This window comes from Lentzea kristufekii, assembly GCF_033949925.1.
In the GTDB taxonomy this organism is placed as follows: domain Bacteria; phylum Actinomycetota; class Actinomycetes; order Mycobacteriales; family Pseudonocardiaceae; genus Lentzea; species Lentzea kristufekii.
The window spans coordinates 170873-187432 of sequence record NZ_JAXAVV010000017.1 but is presented as its reverse complement, the minus strand read 5'-3'; the positions used below and the strand labels follow the sequence as shown (position 1 = coordinate 187432).

Below are 16560 nucleotides of genomic sequence, written 5' to 3'. Positions count from 1 at the left end.
CGCCCAAGATACCCAGGGGGGTATCCTGAGCCTACCGGATACCGCCGGGGGTATGCAGGTTGCTGTAGGCGACATCTCGGGGTAGCCGAGGCATGACCGAGCGACACGACGAGCACGAAAGGCAGGAAGATCAATGAAGTACGAGCGGAGCGTGCGGGTGAACGCCGGTTTTGCCGACACCGTGGAGGCGGTGCGCGGGGCACTGGCCGAGCAGGGGTTCGGGGTGCTCACCGAGATCGACGTCACCGCCACCCTCAAGGCCAAGCTGGACCACGACATGGAGCCTTACCTGATCCTCGGCGCCTGCAACCCGCCACTGGCGCACCAGGCTCTGGAGGTGGACCGCACCATCGGCCTGCTGCTTCCCTGCAACGTCGTGGTCCGCGCCGACGGCGAGGGCACCGTGGTGCAGGCGCTCGACCCGGCCACGATGGTCGAGTTGACCGGCCTGCCCGATCTGGCCCCGGTCGCCGCCGACGCCACCCGCCGCCTCGACGCCGCCCTGTCCGCTCTCGGCGCCACCGTCTGACCCGTGTCATCCCCGCCGAAGATCCGGTGGGCACAGTGCGAAGAGCGCATCGTGGGACTTGTTCGTTTTCTCGGCAGCCCTGCCGGACGCGCGGTGCGCGTCGCCCTTGGCCTCGCCATGATCGTTGTAGGTGTGCTCGTAGGCGGTGGCTGGTGGGCCCTCGCTGCGGTCGGCCTGGTGCCACTGGCCGCCGGTGCGTTCGACTTTCTGCCTGATCGGCCCGCTGCTGCGCCTGCCCCTGAAGGGCAGGCAGTTGCGAGCACGACTGGCCCATCGCGGCTGATCGTCGGCCGAGCCAACACCGCGACCCGGCACACAGTGCGGCCTTGCCGTCCTGGCGGCGTGACGACGCGGTCGCCGGCTGAGTGGCCGAGAAGCAGGGGCGACGAGATCGTGTACGGACTGGGCCAGGGGGCGCGTCCGCCCGAACGGGTAGCGGGTCCACGGCCCAGTCCGTACACGATCTCGGCACCGAGGCGGATGTGGCCGGCGATGAGACACCCAGGTGGGCAGATCAGGCGCGCCGGTACGGTCGATGGCCATCGGGTGGTCTGCTCACACCGGCGCAGCAACCGAAAAACGAGGTGAAGCGATGGTGTCGGCAGGAACTCGCGACAAGAGTGCGGCAGCTTTGCTGGTGGGCCTGCAGCTCGTACTCCTGGTCGCCTTTGTCGTTGCGCCGAGGGATGACTGGACTGCTCCTGACAGGCTGCGTTGGGCAGGGTGGGCGGCAGTGGTCGGCGGGGTTGTGTTGATGGTGGTGACGGCCGTGGTTTTGGGCCGCGGCCTGACTGCCTCGCCGCTGCCGAACAGCCGCGCGGAGTTGCGAACGGGCGGGCCCTACCGGTTCTCTCGTCATCCGATGTACACGGGCTTGCTCGCAGCTGCGCTGGGGTGGACGCTGGTGGCCCCAGGCATTGTTCGGACCATCGTGTTCGTCGCACTGGTCGTCGTGATCGTGGTGAAGACGCGCTGGGAAGAGTCGCACTTGAGGCAACGGTTTCCCGGCTACGCGTCCTATGCCGGACGAACTGGGCGGTTCCTGCCGTGTCCCTGTGCTTTCACGCGAGCACCACGTCCACCGCGGACGCCAAGCGGTGACGTGGGGCAATAGGCGTGCGGGCCGTGTTCACAACACCAGGTTGGCCGTGTTCAGCGTAGTCACACTGACCGCCCGATACCCCTAGGGGTATAGTCACCTGTAGATGCAACTTCGACGGAGGGCGTTTCAACATGTGTCGCCGGGTGACGTGTAGCACGTGCGGTAAAGCCACCTACGCCGGATGTGGCCAACATGTCGAGCAGGTGCTTGGTGGGCTACCGACCGCTCAACGCTGCCAATGCCCGTCGCCGGGTCGGGGTCCGTCGCTGCTTAAGCGGTTGAGCGCGTTGCTGAGGCGCTGAGTTGGACCGGCCGCAGGTTTTCTGGCGGAGGCAATTTTGCTGGATCGGCCTCGAAGCCAGGTTCGTGGCGCTCCGCCGTGCCCTCGCCGTGGCTGCGGGCCGGTCGGATGGGTGATCGTGCATTGTGTAAGAGTCGAGTGATGCGTCGTGTCTTGTTCGGCCCTGACGGGCTGCTTCGCCTGCCAGTGCTGCTGGCGTTGATGATCGTGGCCGTTGTGACGGTCTTGGCGCTGGCGTCCTGGGGCAGTTGGGTGGCAATGGCAGCCATCGCGGTGATCCTCGCAGGCGGCCTGTTCGCTGCGATCAGCATCAGGTGATCGCAGCGAGGGTTGCCGACACGGCTGCTCGTGATACGGAATCGATTTGCCCGCAACCACGTCGAGTACCCCACTGCAGCGAGGACCAGCCAACCGCCACCGGCGAGCGTTTCCACGGCGATCATGACTAGTCCGAGAACGACGAGAAGCGCACGAGTTGCCTGGCTACCGAGAAACCGCGCTCACCACCCACTTGGCGACCACGCCAACCGCGCTTGACTGGGGCGTTCTGACCACTTTGCCGCCACGGCGATCCTCGATCCCTAGGGCGGTAAGCGACTGTCCGCCCGCGCACTGCGGCGTGTTCTCGCCATCGTGCTGCTTGCCGTCGCGGTCTTCATGCTCACCGAAGCGGCCAAACACATTCCGCTGATGTGAGGACGTCAGGCCAGCGACAGGAACAGTTTCTCCAGCCGCTTCCTCATCTCCTCGCCGTCAGGTGTCTGCCCTTCGGCGATGCACTTCTGCAATCCGGTCGCGATGATGGCGAATCCCGCCTTGTCCAACGCCCGCGACACGGCCGCCAACTGCGTCACCACCGCCTCGCAGTCGCGACCCTCCTCGATCATCCGGATCACGCCGGCGATCTGCCCCTGGGCCCGACGCAGCCGGTTCAACACCGACCGCAACTCCTCACCAGCCAACTCCAGATCCACGACCACCTCCTGGCTCGATATACCCCCTTGGGTATCGTACCCGGACGTCGGCTTCAGCCCACGCCACCTAGCAAGGCACTGCCATGATGGACGACACCACGAAGAGCCGCGTGAGCTGTCCGAAGACACAAGAGATGTGCAGCTACCCACCCTGTCGCAGAACCGTAGCGCCGCTCGCGTGCGAAGAACTCGGCACCGCGTGGAACGGATCGGTTTGAACGGCTCCCCTGGGTACTCGTGGCCGACGGGCCAGACGCGAACCCGAGGAATGGATTGAATGGCGGCACAAGCACCTGTGGTGCGGTACTCCGGACGCTGACGGCGGGCATGCTGCTCGGGCTTGGCGTCGTAGCGTTCGCAGACGAGGTCATCTTCCATCAAATCCTGCACTGGCATCATTTCTACGACAAGTCCACGACGGACATCGGCTTGGTCTCCGACGGCTTGTTCCACGCTTTCAGCTGGTTCGCTACGGTCGCCGCATTGCTGCTGATCGTGAGGCTCGTACGCGACCGCGCGTTCAACGGCTTGACCTTCACTGCCGGATGGCTTGTCGGGGCGGGCTTCTTCCAGCTCTACGACGGAATCGTGCAGCACAAGCTGCTCGGCCTGCACCAGATCCGATACGGCGTTGAGCTGCTGCCCTACGACGCGACGTGGAACGTCATCGGGTCTGCTGTACGAGTAGGTGACAGTTGTAGTCACGCAACCAGACCGGCTGACGTGGTCATGATTACTTCGTATTCGATGGGGGTCAACCGGCCGAGGGCGGCCGGGCGTCTGCGGCGGTGGTAGGTGCGTTCGATCCAGGTGACGATCGCGATCCGCAGCTCGTCTCGGGTAGACCAGGTGCGCCGGTCGAGAACGTTGTTCTGCAGCAATGCGAAGAAGCTTTCCATAGCGGCGTTGTCTCCGGCTGCGCCGACCCGGCCCATCGAGCCGGACAGGCCGTGACGCGTGAGCGCACGGACGAATTTCCTGGATCGAAATTGCGATCCGCGGTCGGTGTGGACCACGCAGCCGGCGACCTCACCACGGCGGGCGAGGGCGTTGGTGAGCGCGGTGACGGCGAGACGGGACTTCATCCGTGAGTCGATGGAGTAGCCCACGATCCGGTTGGAGCAGACGTCCTTGACCGCGCAGAGATACAGTTTCCCTTCTGTGGTGCGGTGTTCGGTGATATCGGCCAGCCACAGACGGTTGGGCGCGGTGGCGGTGAAGTCACGGCGGACCAGGTCGTCGTGCACCGGCGGGCCGGCCTTCTTGCCGTTGCGGCCGCGTTTCTTGCCGAACGCGCTCCACCAGCCCATCGACGAGCAGATCCGCCACGCGGTCCGATCCGACATCGACCAGCCGGCGTCACGGGCCTCGTCAGCCAGGAACCGGTAGCCGAACTCCGGATCATCGCGGTGCGCGTCGAACAACGCGTCCGCCCGATACGCCCGCTCGAGCTCGAGGGCGGTGACAGGCCGGGCACGCCACCGGTAGTACGGCTGTCGAGCGATGTTCAAGACCCGGCACGTCACCGCGACCGGGATCCCGTCCGCGGCCAGCTCCGTCACGAGCGGGTAGAGCCTTTTCCCGGCAGGTTCGCCTGCGACAGATACGCGGTCGCCCGGCGCAGGACCTCGTTCTCCTGCTCCAGCAGCTTGATCCGCTTGCGGGCTTCGCGCAGCTCGGCAGACTCGTTCTTGCTCACACCGGGCTGAACGCCTTCGTCGATCTCGGCTTGGCGTAGCCACTTGAACAACGTCATCGGGTGCACCCCGAAGTCCTTGGCGATCTGCTCAACCGTCACGCCGAGCTCACGATCACGAGCGACCCGCACGACATCGTCGCGGAACTCCTGGGGGTAGGGCTTGGGCACAGCGACATCCTCCCAGCTCACCATTACAGCAAGCCAACTCAGATGTCACCTAACGGTGCAGCAGACCCGCTACTGCTGGTGCAACCCGAGATGACAACTAGCTTGCTCATGTGACACATATGGCGACTCGTCACATTCGAGGAGCTGCCGATCCATGACGCGAGAACCTACCACCGCATTCGCACATATGTTCGCTAGGACGCGTGCGGCGCTTGTCGCGCCGTTTACTCGGCAGCGGCTTGCTGTCGGAAGCGGCGAACCTGGCACTTGCATGGGCGATGTGGTCACCGTGTGGGTCAGTGACTCACGACGGCGAGTGGCCCGCCTGATCTGGCACGCAGCAGGCCGCACGCTTCTCTCGGACCGTCCACATCACTTACCGACTTACCTGGTAGGCCTGGTGATCACCCCGTGCGGTTCGCGAGGCTGACCAGTAGACGGTCAGCCTCGCGTCGCGCGAGCTGAGCCAGTGACCCGGCGTACTCGGGCGGCACTGCGAGCGCTTCCGCACAGAAGTACAGCTGGGCCAGTAGACCCGTCGTGCTCTCGAGGTCGGCTCGACGCTCCTGCTGGATCCGTGTCGCGAGTTGCGGCACGGCGAGCGAGTTGCTCCAGAGCATTGCGGCGTCTAGTCCACGCGGTGCCAGGCCCCAGTCTTCCCAGTCGAGTAGCCAACATTCGGGTGCGGTGAGGTTGGCCCAGCTCATGTCTGCGTGAGCGGCAGCCCATTCGGTCACCGTCGTGTCGATCACGTCTCCGAACATCTTGACGACCGCGTCGGTGAGGCGGGCTTGCGTCATTGGGACGCAGTGCAACGTGGCGATCCGATCCGTCTCGGACGTGGATAGCGCGTCCAAAGAGGCGTTCAGCGTTGACCACCACTCGTTCGAGAGATCCGGTGCGGCGGCAAGGGTGCCACCTGGCTTGATGGGTTGCGCCGTAACCAGATCGAGCTCGTCCGCACGCCACATCCAGCCGTGCGCAGGATCGTCCCAACCGCAGCTTGCATGCCAGGCGGGCTTCGCGATGCCAGTGAGCGACTCGGCGGCCTGCAGTCCATCGAAGCCTTGCCCGTGCACCCTCTCCGTGGTCCGGATTTCGATCCGGACCCACGTTGCTCGGTCGGTGGTCGTGCCGACCGAACGCCGCTTACGTACCAAGGCACCGCGGCCGCGGCGCACGCCCAGATCGTGCTCAACCCGATCCAGAACATCCGCCGGTACCTGTACCCGCAGGTCGGGAGGCAATGACAATGACTCAGGCATCAGCATCCATTGGGTTCTTGTAGCGTCAATGCGCCATGGCGTGCTCGGTTTTAGGCACTCATCCGAGACGAATCTGAACGGTGCGGCTAGAACTCCGGGTACGGCCCAATCGGAGTGGGTGATTCCGGCCTGGTGCGGCGGTCATGCGATCACCGGTGAGCGTTCTCGAACTCGTCGATGATGCTAGCCGGGATCCGGCCTCGATCGGCCAGCTCGTGACCGTTCCTGCGTGCCCATTCGCGGATTGCCTTGGTCTGCTCCTTGCTCCGCGCCTCACCGACGATCGTCCGGGTAGTGGCACCACGCTTGGCGCGACCACCGGTCCTGCGAGCCTTGGCCACGAAGTCACCCAGGCCATCGCGCAGCCGGCCCGCGTTTCCTGCGCTGAGGTCGATCTCGTATGTCACGCCATCGAGCCCGAACTGCACAGTCTCGATGTCATCGGTCGTAGCGCCGTCCAGGTCGTCGATGAGCTGGACGAGAACCTTCTGTGCCATTCGGATTACTCCTGCAAGGATTGGTTGTGAATTGATTGGGCTCCTACAATTTAGCAGCCCGGCGCGCACCCGCTTGCGAACGCGTTGCATTGGGCGTGTATTTGCGCGGAAACCTCCGTGAGGAACATTCCTCCTGCAGTGTCGCGGCTGATGCTTCCTAGAAGCGCCAATGCCTTCGCTGGTTCCGCAGGTTCGATCTGGTCGCCACGAGCACTGTGTCCGAACAGAGCCTTGTACACGGACAGTCTCGCGGGAAGTCACAAGCGGAAGTCACCAAGCTGGCGTCATACGCGCGTTCGATCGACTGGGCATCTGGTTCCTGGTTGCGGTGCGAGCTGGCCGCAGTCAGGCGGATCCCGTCCCCTTCCTTCTCCGATAGGGGATAGCGAGTGCTGCGCAGACGCTACATCGACTGCGCGTGGGCGGGTCACGCCTCTTCGTGCTCGCTCATGTGCAGGTAGTTGGCGATGAGTTCTACCCCCGGCAGAACGTCATCTGCGGCAACGCGCAGAGGCTCACTTTGCGGCCACGTAAGCAGAATGAAGAGCCAGCCACGGTTCTGTGGCCACCTGGCAACGGCGTTGAGAGATCGCAGGTGGTACAGCACCCGAGATGGATTGACTCGGCCGAGTTCCAGCTTGAAGGGCCCGAGGGCCGCGAGTTCGGCTTCCTCGGGGTTGCCGGTCAGGTTCCCGGGGTCTCGCACTTCCACGCGCCGTGAACTGTCGAACCGTAGGTGCGCACTGCCGTCTGCGCGAACGCGGGGCCTGGAATCGTCGCCAAGCAGGCGGTAGAGAGCCAGTTCAACCTCCTCGTCCGGACGCGCGTCGCTGAGGTCAAACTGTGCAACCCGAAGCTCTCCACGGTTGATATGTCCGCGCAGCTGAGCCAGCGCCCAGTCCTGGCCCGGTGTCCAGGCATAGGGCTGCCCAAGGATGTCGAGCAAGATTCGGTCGGCGCCGACAGCGTGTTCTCGCCAGTGCCGAGCTGCGTCGAGGTGCTCGGCACTGGCCGGTACGGATGCCCACTGCCGGGCCTTCGCGTCAGCGTCTTGTTCGTCGTACCCAGCGTGAATCGCGGCCGACACCAGCAGGCTGCAACTTCCGCCACCTGTTAGCTCGAACGGAGGCCGCAGCTTCTCGCGTTGTGTACTCCAACGGGTATAGATCAGCGACATGCCGAGGATCGCAGCCGGTGGCCGAGTTCGGTACAACGCGAATCCAAGGTGCTCGTTGCCGTAGCCCTCAAGGATGTTGCAGCTCTGACAGAGGAATCCGCGGGTAAGCCCGGTGGCGTGGTCGTGGTCCTCGACCAGCCGCCTAGGGCGGTCCCCACACATCGCGCAGCGCCCATGGTGCCAGTTTCGGAGGACTTGCCACTCAGTCGCCGGCTGGTGTCCTATCGCCTCGGGAGTCCACGACCAGCATGCTGGTCGTGGCGGCTGAACCGAGGGCTCCCCCGATGCTATTGGTGGCGGCTCGATCACGAACGACTTGTACCGTACGGCACCGACAATTTCGGCCAGCGCACTCAACCTTACAGCGAAGTGGCCCTTCACAGTGCCGGCGTCCAACGCTCGTTGGACGTCTCATCGTGCCAGGTAGTAGGCCGTCCAGACGCCGTTGAACGGCGTCGGCTCGAGTTGAACGTCAATGTGGTCGTTCAGGCTTAACGGGTGCTGTCCGCCACTCCCGAGATCCGGATCGTTGAACTCGGCGCGGATCAGCGAGCCACAGTCCAATCTCAGGGTGACCTCTTCGTCGCCGAGCTCTGTTACCAACGCGCCAACGCGTCCAATATCGAGCGGCTCAACACACTTGCCGCAGCAGCAGCGCTGACTCGCTACCTTGTCGATGTTCGTCGCCTGGTGCAACGCGACGCTGAACGGAACACCGTTGAAGTATTCCCTGCCCGCCTTGGTGTTCTGGCCGATCCTGCCGAGCACTGCGACCAAGCGGCGTTCAAGGATTGCCACGTCGTCGTGCAACGGCGAGCTCCAGCGGTTGACGACCGAGATGTCGTAGCGAGCGGCTTCATTCTCGTGCTCGGCTTGGCGGGCCGCGACGTCGGTTGTCTTGCCGGCTTTGATGACCCCATTGCTGAACTGGAGCAGGTAGAGGTAGCCGCGGGCGCCGAGGTCGGGTCTCGGCCGTCGCTTCCGCTGTCGGGGAGGTTTTGGCACGGTGGAACAGTATCGATCTGACTTTGGGCCACGATCAGGGCGCACAACGACCGCGCCTTGCCAGGCGCGGGCCGCTCGCGGTAAGCCGGGTGGCCAGGGCCAGCCCTTGCGCTGTTGTGCAGGTTCCGAAGAGTCCGCCCTCGCAGACTATCCCTTTTGGACTTGAAGATGCGTACATGCGAGGGGCGCGTCAGTTGTACCGGTGCATGTCGTCGATCCAGCCTTCGGTGATGTCGCGGAACAGGCTCTTGGCGGTGATCAGGTCGTTGGGGCCCAGGTTGTGAGGCTGAGTGGTGCCAAGGGGTGACGGGTGAGCGGTGCGCTTCCGGCGCAGCGTCAAGCAGGTGGGGAACCAGCTGAACAATTGCTGGAGTTGCTGGCGTATCAAGAGGGCTCCGACATCGAGCCGGCTGCTTCCGTTGTCGCGCAGGGCCTGTACGTGCTCGGGCTTGAGTCCTGTGTTGGCGCCGGCGTCTGTGGCGGAGATCAGCACGAAGTCGACCATCTGATCGGCCAAGTTGATCACGGCTGCGATGAATTCGCCTGGGTCGTCTTGGTTGTCGGCGCGTGCGCGCGCCCTGTCAACCCAGTGGATGAAGCGTTGATGGTGTGAGGCGTCGGGAATCAGGATCAGCGGATCGATTCGAGCGTCACCCTTAGGCATGTTGACCAGGTCCGTGAGCGCGGTGAGTGCTTCCCCGATGGTGCCGGAGTGGATGCGGTGCTTCGCGGCTTCCAGAAGTTGGCGGATGTCTTGGCGTGTTTCGTTGTTCAGCAGTTCGAGGATGTGATCGAGGTCGTCTGGGTGTCCCTGTGTCTCGGCAAGCACGGTTGCGGCAGCGGTCCGAAGGTTGTTGTTGATGGCACGGCCCAGGAGCAGAGCGGCGGCGCGGGCAGCGCCGGGGTCGACCTCGGCTGCCAGCAACAGGTGCGCTACCCGCTGTGGGGTTTCCAAGTCGGTGTTCTGGGCCAGGTCGCTCAGTCGGGCGGCCAGGTCGGTGCGGAGCGCGGAGAGCGAGGGAAGAGTTCCTCCTCGCTGGTTGTCGGCCTCCAGGACAGTGCGGACCCGGTGGGGGTCGCAGTCGTGGTCGTCGGGGCTGAGGTCGAGAGAACGTACCCAGGCGGATGCCGCGTCGACCACCTGGGTGGCGGGGAGGTCCAGGAGGCGGGTGACGGCGTCTGTTGTGGCTTGGTCTCCCAGGTCGTGACGTAGTCCCGCGTGTAGCCCGAGGGTCAACAGCTTCGCGAGTACCTCTGGCGGTGCTGCGCTGGCTTCAGGGCCGGTCAGCGACTGAACGGCGAGCTCCAGTTCGTGAGCCAGGATCGGCAACCGATCGTGCAGTGTCTGGCAGAGTTCGACGTAGGCGTCGGTTCCGATCGTGGCCCAGTTGGTTCGGGCGAGCAGGCTGAGGATCTCGGAATCGGTGAGGTCGGAATGTGTTGCGTCGAGCAGAGTCAGCGCTGCCGCGGCTGTGTCGGCCCACTCGACAAGCTGAGTGGCGAAGCCGTTTCTGGCAAGGGCTGCCATCGCCACGGGTGAAGCCATGATGCCGGGCCGCAGGACGTCAGGAAGTCGGGTGTCGTGCGGCAGTTGCGCGCCAAGCCCAGCGTAGAAGTCGTCGCCTAGCTCGCTGGCGGTGGCTGCGACCTCCTCGGCCCATGCTTCGTTCGGCTTTCGTTGCAGCAGTGCCGCAGCGACCGCTCCTAGGCGTGCGGTAGCCGCGGCGTTGGCAGTGTGTTCTCGGGCCTCTGCGATTAGGTCTCCGCTGTCAAGCAGTTCCGCTAGCCACTGAGAGGTTTGGTCGTCAGACGATGCCAGGGTCAACGTCCACAACGCCTCCAGCGCAGGGCCGCGGCGCGCCGCTCGGTGCTGACGTGCGAAGTGGATGTTCTGTGCGACGTTGTTCCAAATCGGCTTGGACCACTCTGATGGAAAAGCACTGAAGGTGTAGGAGCCGAGTTCCGGAAGATCGGCCGCCGGCAGATTCTGTGCGTGGGAGAGCAGTAGCCGCGTCGTTGCCTCGCCTACGGGATGGGCGAGCACGGCCTGCAGCCGTGCTGCGCCGAGGTTCTGCACGAGGCCGAACTGCATGATCTTCTGCTTGTTCGCTGGCAGGCTCCAGTCGGTCGCGAGGAACTCCGCGAGAGCGGTGTCAGGCAGGCGCGCTGCCACCGTTGCGACCGTCTTGAAGTCGGCCTCTTCGACAGGTCGATTGGTGATGTGCGCCAGTGCCGACAGCAACTCCGTGAGCTCCTCCTCAGAGTAGGGCGGGTGTAGTCGGCTCAGCTCGATCGCACGCTTGTGCTCCGTGACCTTCGCTATCAGTCCTCGCACGAGGACACGGCCTTCAGGGTCGGTGCTGGCCCCCAACAGGTCGCACGCGGCGGTCCTCACGCGTGCTGAGGGTGCTTGGGGTTCCGACAGCGTGGCTCGCGCGATATTCAATCCTAGGGGCGTTCCGCCAATTGCTGTGAGAAGGCGGGCGGCTGCGTCCTCTGCGAGGGTGGTCTGCCGCTGAGGGAGACCAGAGGGGGCGCTGCAGATGAACTCCGTGACCTGCTGATGGAGTTCGTCGGGGACGGCGATGCCGCCGGGTAGTTTCGCGGGCCTCCACCGCTGTTCCGACTGCCGCACCAGGGCCCAGAGCCACGTGAAGGCGACTTCGTCGCGAGAGGCTGCGGCCAGCGCAGCGACAGCGGGATCCGGATTCTGGCTCGATCGCGCGAGCGCTGCCAAGGCGACGAACTCTCCGGCCGCTGCGAGCGAGGACTCGGCCAGTCCGCTGAGGTCGCCGGGCCGCAGGCTGTCAGTCATCGCGCAAGCGTAACGATCGAGTCCGACGCATTTTGACTGATCAGCCCAAGGCCCAGAACGTGCTGCGGCGTCGGCTCGTTGGCTGTGTCGGGCTGCTCGCCTACCTCGGTGCATCAAATGACGTGCGGTGGCCGGAAGTCGTCTGCTACCGTCGGAACCGGAGCAGGAAGTTCTCGGTGCAAGTCCGAGCACGACGAAGTCGGTGTAGCTTAACGAGCAAAGCCCCTTTTTTCCTGCTAAGAGGCCAGGTCCCTTGGGGCCTGGCCTCTTGCTATGCCATGTCGACTCCGCGCGCAGCGGCTGCCGCCTTGAGGTCCGCCTCGGCCACGGTCACCGCCCGGTAGTGGTGGCGGCAAAACCCGAGGATCGCCTTGCGGCGCTTGGTCGGGTTGAGGCCGGCTGGCGTGTGCTGCAGGTGGTCCTCGACGATCACGTCCGCCCATGCCGCGGACGAGACAGCGGGGATCAACATCCAGTTCGCTTCGCGGGCAAGAGCCTTCGTCGTGGCTAGAGCCTCCACGAGCTCGCCGAGCAGGAAAGTGACGCTGTCACCGAGTTGGAGTCCCCGCGGCGACCGGCCAGTGTGCTTGCACCACGCGGCCTCCCCAGCGGGGGTCAGCTCGTTGATCTTGTCGATCAGGCGCTGGTCGACGACGCCGCTGCGGTGGATGATCGCGTTGCGCATCTCCCGGAGCACGTGGAACCGGCTCATCCGGTCAGCGTCGAAGGTGCCGCCAGCCTGCGTTGCGAGCTTGTCGTGCATCTTCCAGGCGCTGGCTGAACCCGCACCGAGCAGCTCAAGGCAGTCCAGGATGAAACCCTCATGGATGGCCAGCGCTTGAGGCACAGCCATCGCCCCCAAGTGTTCCTCGGCTCCTTGCAGGATGGCTTGGGCGGCGTCAGGGCGCAGATCGAACCGTCCGACGTGAGGGATCGTAGGGAAGATCTCCGACAGCGGCCGCGGCGATTCACGGGTGAGCTCAAGGAACTGCGCCGACACCTGGGCACCCACCAGGAGCGCCATCATCGCGTTGTTGGCACCTTCTCGGGAGGCTTCGTGGTGCCGAAATGCGGGAAACTGGACCAGCGCGGCGCGAGACACCGGCAGATCGTAGACCTGACCCCAGCTGCGGCCTGCCGGAGAAGTACGGCGAACACGTGCACCGCAAGCTTCGCCGGCTGGGCCAGCAGTTCGTCAACCGCATCGGCCAGTCCGCGGCCTGACGTCGTCCGTCTCCTGATCTCTCAGGTTGGGTTGAATGTGGCTGGTCACTAAGAGACGTCGTCCATTCGGGTCCTCTGCCTGGACAGATACACGGATCGATCAGCAGTCTTGGCCCCGAAGCTGGTCCGATCGAGTGACGGTTCACTCCATCGACTGATCTCGATCAGCAGCACCGCAGGACTGGGCAGAATCCGCAGCGTGAGCCGAACGCTTGATCCCAAGTTGTCCACAGGTCGTGAGTTATCCACAGACGGCTGTGTGCAGCCCCCATGAGAGAACCGCGAACTACCAAGGTGAAGGCACAGTAGGGAGGTGACCATGTGGTCCAACATCGGCGCGACGGGAGCGCTCGCGCTGTTCGGCGTGGTCGCCGCACGCGTGGTGATCATGATCGTGGCGTTGCGCGGAACGAAGCCCGAACAGCGAGCCGAGATTATCCGCGCGCTCAACAAGGAACCGGGTCCCGCGCGGCCCCGTCGTCGGGAGCGCTGGCCCGCTCGGCGGAGGGCAAGCGCAACCAAGCCCGAAGACGTGGAAGGTTAAGCGTCCGAAGCGGTTGCCACCGCGGGTTTGGACTGCTGCGGGGGGCGACTACGGAGCCGGATCCAGCAGCCGTGCAACAGCCGACTCATGTGGAGAGTTGATGTTCTTGTAGTGCTGGAGGGCCTGGCTCCATGCTTTTCTGGCCGAATCGTGTTCCCCCGAGGCCTGATAGACATGACCGAGTCCGTGTAGCGCGTCGGCGATCAGCGCGGTGTTGTTTGCCTTGCGGGCGAGCTCGAGCGCGTTGTTTGCGTAGTGACTCGCTTCAGTGAAGCGTGTGATCGCGGCGTAAGCGTTCGCGAGGGTTAGCTGGGTCTTGATGATGTAGAGGACGTCGTTCGCGGGTTGGTGGATCATCAGGGCTGTGTTGGCGGAGTCGATGGCGCGGAGCGGGTCGCCGGTGGCGAGCCGGAGATCTGCCAATGCTGTGAGCGTGATGGCTTTGCCGTACTCGCAGTCGATGGGTGCCCAGGTTGTGAGCGCGAGTTGGTGGTGGTGCTCGGCCTGGTCGTACCGTTGTGTGGCGCTGTAGGTGAGCGCCATCGAGTGGTGGGTGAATCCGAGCCCGTAGAGGTCCGCCGCGGACTGCCGGGCTCGCAGTGCCTGGTGGAAAAGGTCGAGGGCGTGGTCGTGTTCGCCAGCGTTGCGGTGGTAGACGGCGAGGTTGTGCAAGCAGGTCGCCTCGGTGGGATGATCTTTGATCGTCCTGGCCAGTGTGAGCGCTTGGGAGAACAGTGCGCCTGCTTCGGTGATGTCGCCGATGTGCAGGTGTGCCAGTGCCAGGTCGTTGAGGCTTGCGGCTTCTCCTCGTTGTTCTCCTGCGATGCGGGCTGAGGCGAGAGCGAGCGAGGCGACGGTTTTGCTGTCGCCGTAGCGGGCGTGTCGCCCCAGTTGATCACGGGTCGCTGCCGCCAGCCGCCAAGTAAGTCCGTGCCGGCCGGCGTCATGAGCTTGATGGACCGCTTCAACGAGGTTGGCGCACTCGCTGGCGAACCACGCGATCGCGGAGGTGGCGGATCGGAAGCTGAGCGGATGAACCGCCGCGGCTGGAGCGGACAGCGGTAGCGGATCTTTGTGTGGTGCGATTGTCATGTCGGCGTTGTTGGCGGTGTGCAGGTACCAGTCCAGGAGCCGATCGAGCGCGTCGTCGTACTCGTCGTGTTGGCGCAGGAGGCCAGCGGCGTAGGCGCGGAGCAGGTCGTGTGCGCGGTATCGGTGAAGCTCGGTGGGCTCGACCAGGTGAGTTGCCGCGAGGTGTTCCAGTGTTCGCTGGGCGTCCAGGTAGGTGAACGCGCTGGCGGCCGCGGCGGCGCCGGTGTCGAAGTCTGGTCCACTGTGGACGCCGATGTGCCGGAACGCGAGTTGTACGTCCGGGGGGAGCTGGTTGTAGGACCACGAGAACAGTGCGTTGAGGCTGGGGGAGTCGCCGTCTCCGCCGCTCCAATCAGCCAGCCGGTCACGCAGCGAACCGACGAGCTCGTGCAGCGGTGTCGCGTGGTACTCGTTGAGTCTGCTGGCCGCGATGCGCACCGCGAGCGGGAAGCCACCGAGCAGCGTGAGCGCGTCGTCGAGTTGGGCGGTGCTGTCACTGCGTTTGGGGGTCAGCCGGGCCAGCAGGGATTGCGCGTCGCCAAGCGGTAGCGGTCGGACGTCGACGTCGTGGGCGCCGGTCTGCTGGACGAGTCTGTGCAGCCGGCTGCGGCAGGTGATGATCACCATGCAGCTGGCACTGGACGGAAGAAGAGGAAGGACTTGTTCTGAGTCGGCGGCGTTGTCGAGCACGATGAGCAGGCGCCTGTCAGCGGTCATCGTGCGTAGTTGCGCGGTTCGTTCCGCGGAGGTGGCCGGGAGATGGTCGGCGGGGCAGCCTAAGGCGACGAGTAGATTGCCCAGCACCTCGGCGGGGTCCGCGGGGCGGGTGGGACCGTGGCCGTGGAGGTTGAAGAAGACCTGGCCGTCGGGGAAGCGGTGGGCCGCGCGGTGCGCCCAGCGAGTAGCGAGCGCGGTCTTGCCGATCCCAGGCGGTCCGTGCAGCACGGCGATCGGTATGCAGTCGTCGAGGCTTGTGTCTGCGGGAGCGAGTACGTCGAGGGCACACAGCTGCTCCGCGCGGCCGATGAAATCACGCAGATCCGGCGGAAGCTGGCGAGGCGGCCGCGCAGCCGTCACCTGCCCTGCGATGAGGGGCGCGCTGGCGACGACACCGTCTGCGTCGACCGGCTCTGCGGGGCGGGGCTTCGGTGTTTTCGTGAGGTTGATGATGTGCTCGTAGTGCTCGTTGAGATCGATGCCCGGCGGAACGCCGAACTCCTCGATCGTGCGCCGATAGACGGTGCGGTAGTAGTCGGTGATCTCTCGGTACGTGCCGAAGGCGGCGAGTACGTCGAGCTTGAGCCGCACGAGCCGTTCATTGAGTTCGTCCTCCTCCAGCAGCTCCTCGATGTGCTTGAGGGCGAGCTCATAGCGGTGCAGGCGCATCTCGTTGCCGATGCGGTCACAGCGCACGGTGAGGCGGTCGGCGTTCATGGCCTGCCGGCGCCGGTCGGCCCACAGCGTGCTGAGGCCCGTGAACGGCGTGTGCTGCCACTGGCGCAACGCGTCGTCGAACAGTGCGGCCGCCATTTCGAATCGGCCGCGGTCGACCTCGGCGCGTGCCTGCGCGTGCAGGTCGAGAAAGCGGTGGTAGTCCACCAGGATCGGGTCGATCTCCAGCAGATACGACTCGGTCCTGAAGACGATCTTGGCGGGAATGTCGTCGGCCCTGAACTTCCCGCGGATCCTGCTGACGTAGCTCTGCAAGCTCTTGTGCGCCTTGTCCGGCGCGGCGGGGACGTCCCACACGGCGTCGATCAGCGTCGTCACGCTGACGGGCTTGTTCGCCATGAACGCGAGCACCGCGAGCACGTAGCGCTCCTTGCTGGAGGTGAACACGACAGGTTCACCGTCCAGTACGAGGCCGACCTCACCCAGCAGTGTGATCTGCATGCGAGACCCCCTCTCCATGCCCAGCTGTTCACCCTGACCGCCGCATGAACGCCCGATCCACAGTAGCCGCGACCAGGGATGATCACGCTAGGAAAAGTCGAAATTACTCCTAGTGGGCGGTTTGGGCGGTGTCCAACGAGCTGTCCAGCGCTCTGCAACCGCTCAGTCCAATCAGGCCAGCACTCTTCGATCCAGAGGGGACAACCAGGGGGTCAAGGGGGCGCAATGGGAGAAGCAGACTGGGTCAGGGTGCCGATAGGTGTCGGCGCGGAACG

General features: G+C 64.8%; 14 protein-coding genes and 1 pseudogene. 5 read left to right on the top strand and 10 right to left on the bottom strand.

Annotated features, from left to right (window positions below; translation table 11 throughout):
* Positions 1 to 133: 133 nt before the first annotated feature.
* The 3 genes from SK571_RS31085 (at position 134) to SK571_RS31080 (ending at position 2250) form a co-directional block, all read left to right on the top strand.
* Entirely contained in the window at positions 134 to 529 is a 396-nt protein-coding gene (locus SK571_RS31085; protein WP_319987635.1) for a DUF302 domain-containing protein, read from the top strand.
* Between the two features lie 535 nt (positions 530 to 1064).
* Positions 1065 to 1643, top strand: a complete 579-nt coding sequence (locus SK571_RS46455) for a methyltransferase family protein (RefSeq protein ID WP_406602061.1) — start codon at positions 1065 to 1067, stop codon at positions 1641 to 1643.
* 430 nt (positions 1644 to 2073) lie between these two features.
* Entirely contained in the window at positions 2074 to 2250 is a 177-nt protein-coding gene (locus SK571_RS31080) for a hypothetical protein (RefSeq protein ID WP_319987634.1), read from the top strand.
* Positions 2251 to 2633: 383 nt separating this feature from the next.
* Here SK571_RS31080 and SK571_RS31075 read toward each other — a convergent pair whose 3' ends face one another.
* A complete protein-coding gene (locus SK571_RS31075; RefSeq protein ID WP_319987655.1) occupies positions 2634 to 2900 on the bottom strand; it encodes a metal-sensitive transcriptional regulator in 267 nt (88 codons plus the stop codon).
* 243 nt (positions 2901 to 3143) lie between these two features.
* On the opposite strand from SK571_RS31075, the gene SK571_RS31070 reads away from it, so the two are divergent.
* Positions 3144 to 3701: a DUF2243 domain-containing protein gene (locus SK571_RS31070; protein ID WP_319987633.1), complete on the top strand. Its 558-nt coding sequence runs from the start codon at positions 3144 to 3146 to the stop codon at positions 3699 to 3701.
* Here the strand turns inward: SK571_RS31070 and SK571_RS31065 are convergent.
* From SK571_RS31065 to SK571_RS31035, 8 genes and pseudogenes are all read right to left on the bottom strand, one after another.
* Positions 3608 to 4773, bottom strand: a protein-coding gene (locus SK571_RS31065) for an IS3 family transposase (protein WP_319987632.1) whose coding sequence is annotated in 2 segments (ribosomal slippage) — positions 3608 to 4486 and positions 4489 to 4773 — 1164 coding nt in all. Because the reading frame shifts where the segments join, the coding sequence is not laid out codon by codon here. The two genes, SK571_RS31070 and SK571_RS31065, sit on opposite strands and share 94 nt — an antisense overlap.
* Before the next feature lie 404 nt (positions 4774 to 5177).
* Positions 5178 to 6044 carry a hypothetical protein gene (locus SK571_RS31060; protein ID WP_319987631.1) on the bottom strand — a complete coding sequence of 289 codons (867 nt, stop codon included), beginning with the start codon at positions 6042 to 6044 and terminating at the stop codon, positions 5178 to 5180.
* 143 nt (positions 6045 to 6187) lie between these two features.
* Positions 6188 to 6535 (bottom strand): histone-like nucleoid-structuring protein Lsr2, encoded by a 348-nt coding sequence (locus tag SK571_RS31055; protein ID WP_319987630.1) that lies wholly within the window; start codon positions 6533 to 6535, stop codon positions 6188 to 6190.
* Between the two features lie 427 nt (positions 6536 to 6962).
* Positions 6963 to 7712 (bottom strand): hypothetical protein, encoded by a 750-nt coding sequence (locus SK571_RS31050; protein WP_319987629.1) that lies wholly within the window; start codon positions 7710 to 7712, stop codon positions 6963 to 6965.
* A gap of 69 nt (positions 7713 to 7781) precedes the next feature.
* Positions 7782 to 8021 (bottom strand): annotated as a pseudogene (locus tag SK571_RS46450) (endonuclease domain-containing protein); the annotation flags it as partial.
* A gap of 102 nt (positions 8022 to 8123) precedes the next feature.
* Positions 8124 to 8717 carry a GIY-YIG nuclease family protein gene (locus SK571_RS31045; protein WP_319987628.1) on the bottom strand — a complete coding sequence of 198 codons (594 nt, stop codon included), beginning with the start codon at positions 8715 to 8717 and terminating at the stop codon, positions 8124 to 8126.
* A 190-nt stretch (positions 8718 to 8907) separates the two neighbouring features.
* Positions 8908 to 11532: a hypothetical protein gene (locus tag SK571_RS31040; RefSeq protein ID WP_319987627.1), complete on the bottom strand. Its 2625-nt coding sequence runs from the start codon at positions 11530 to 11532 to the stop codon at positions 8908 to 8910.
* Positions 11533 to 11803: 271 nt separating this feature from the next.
* Positions 11804 to 12634, bottom strand: coding sequence for a hypothetical protein (locus SK571_RS31035; protein WP_319987626.1), 831 nt, complete (start codon positions 12632 to 12634; stop codon positions 11804 to 11806).
* Positions 12635 to 13075: 441 nt separating this feature from the next.
* Between SK571_RS31035 and SK571_RS31030 the strand changes: the two genes are divergently transcribed.
* Entirely contained in the window at positions 13076 to 13300 is a 225-nt protein-coding gene (locus tag SK571_RS31030) for a hypothetical protein (RefSeq protein WP_319987625.1), read from the top strand.
* A gap of 48 nt (positions 13301 to 13348) precedes the next feature.
* Here SK571_RS31030 and SK571_RS31025 read toward each other — a convergent pair whose 3' ends face one another.
* On the bottom strand, positions 13349 to 16285 hold the full coding sequence (locus SK571_RS31025; protein WP_319987624.1) for an AfsR/SARP family transcriptional regulator: 2937 nt from the start codon (positions 16283 to 16285) through the stop codon (positions 13349 to 13351).
* Between the last annotated feature and the right edge of the window lie 275 nt (positions 16286 to 16560).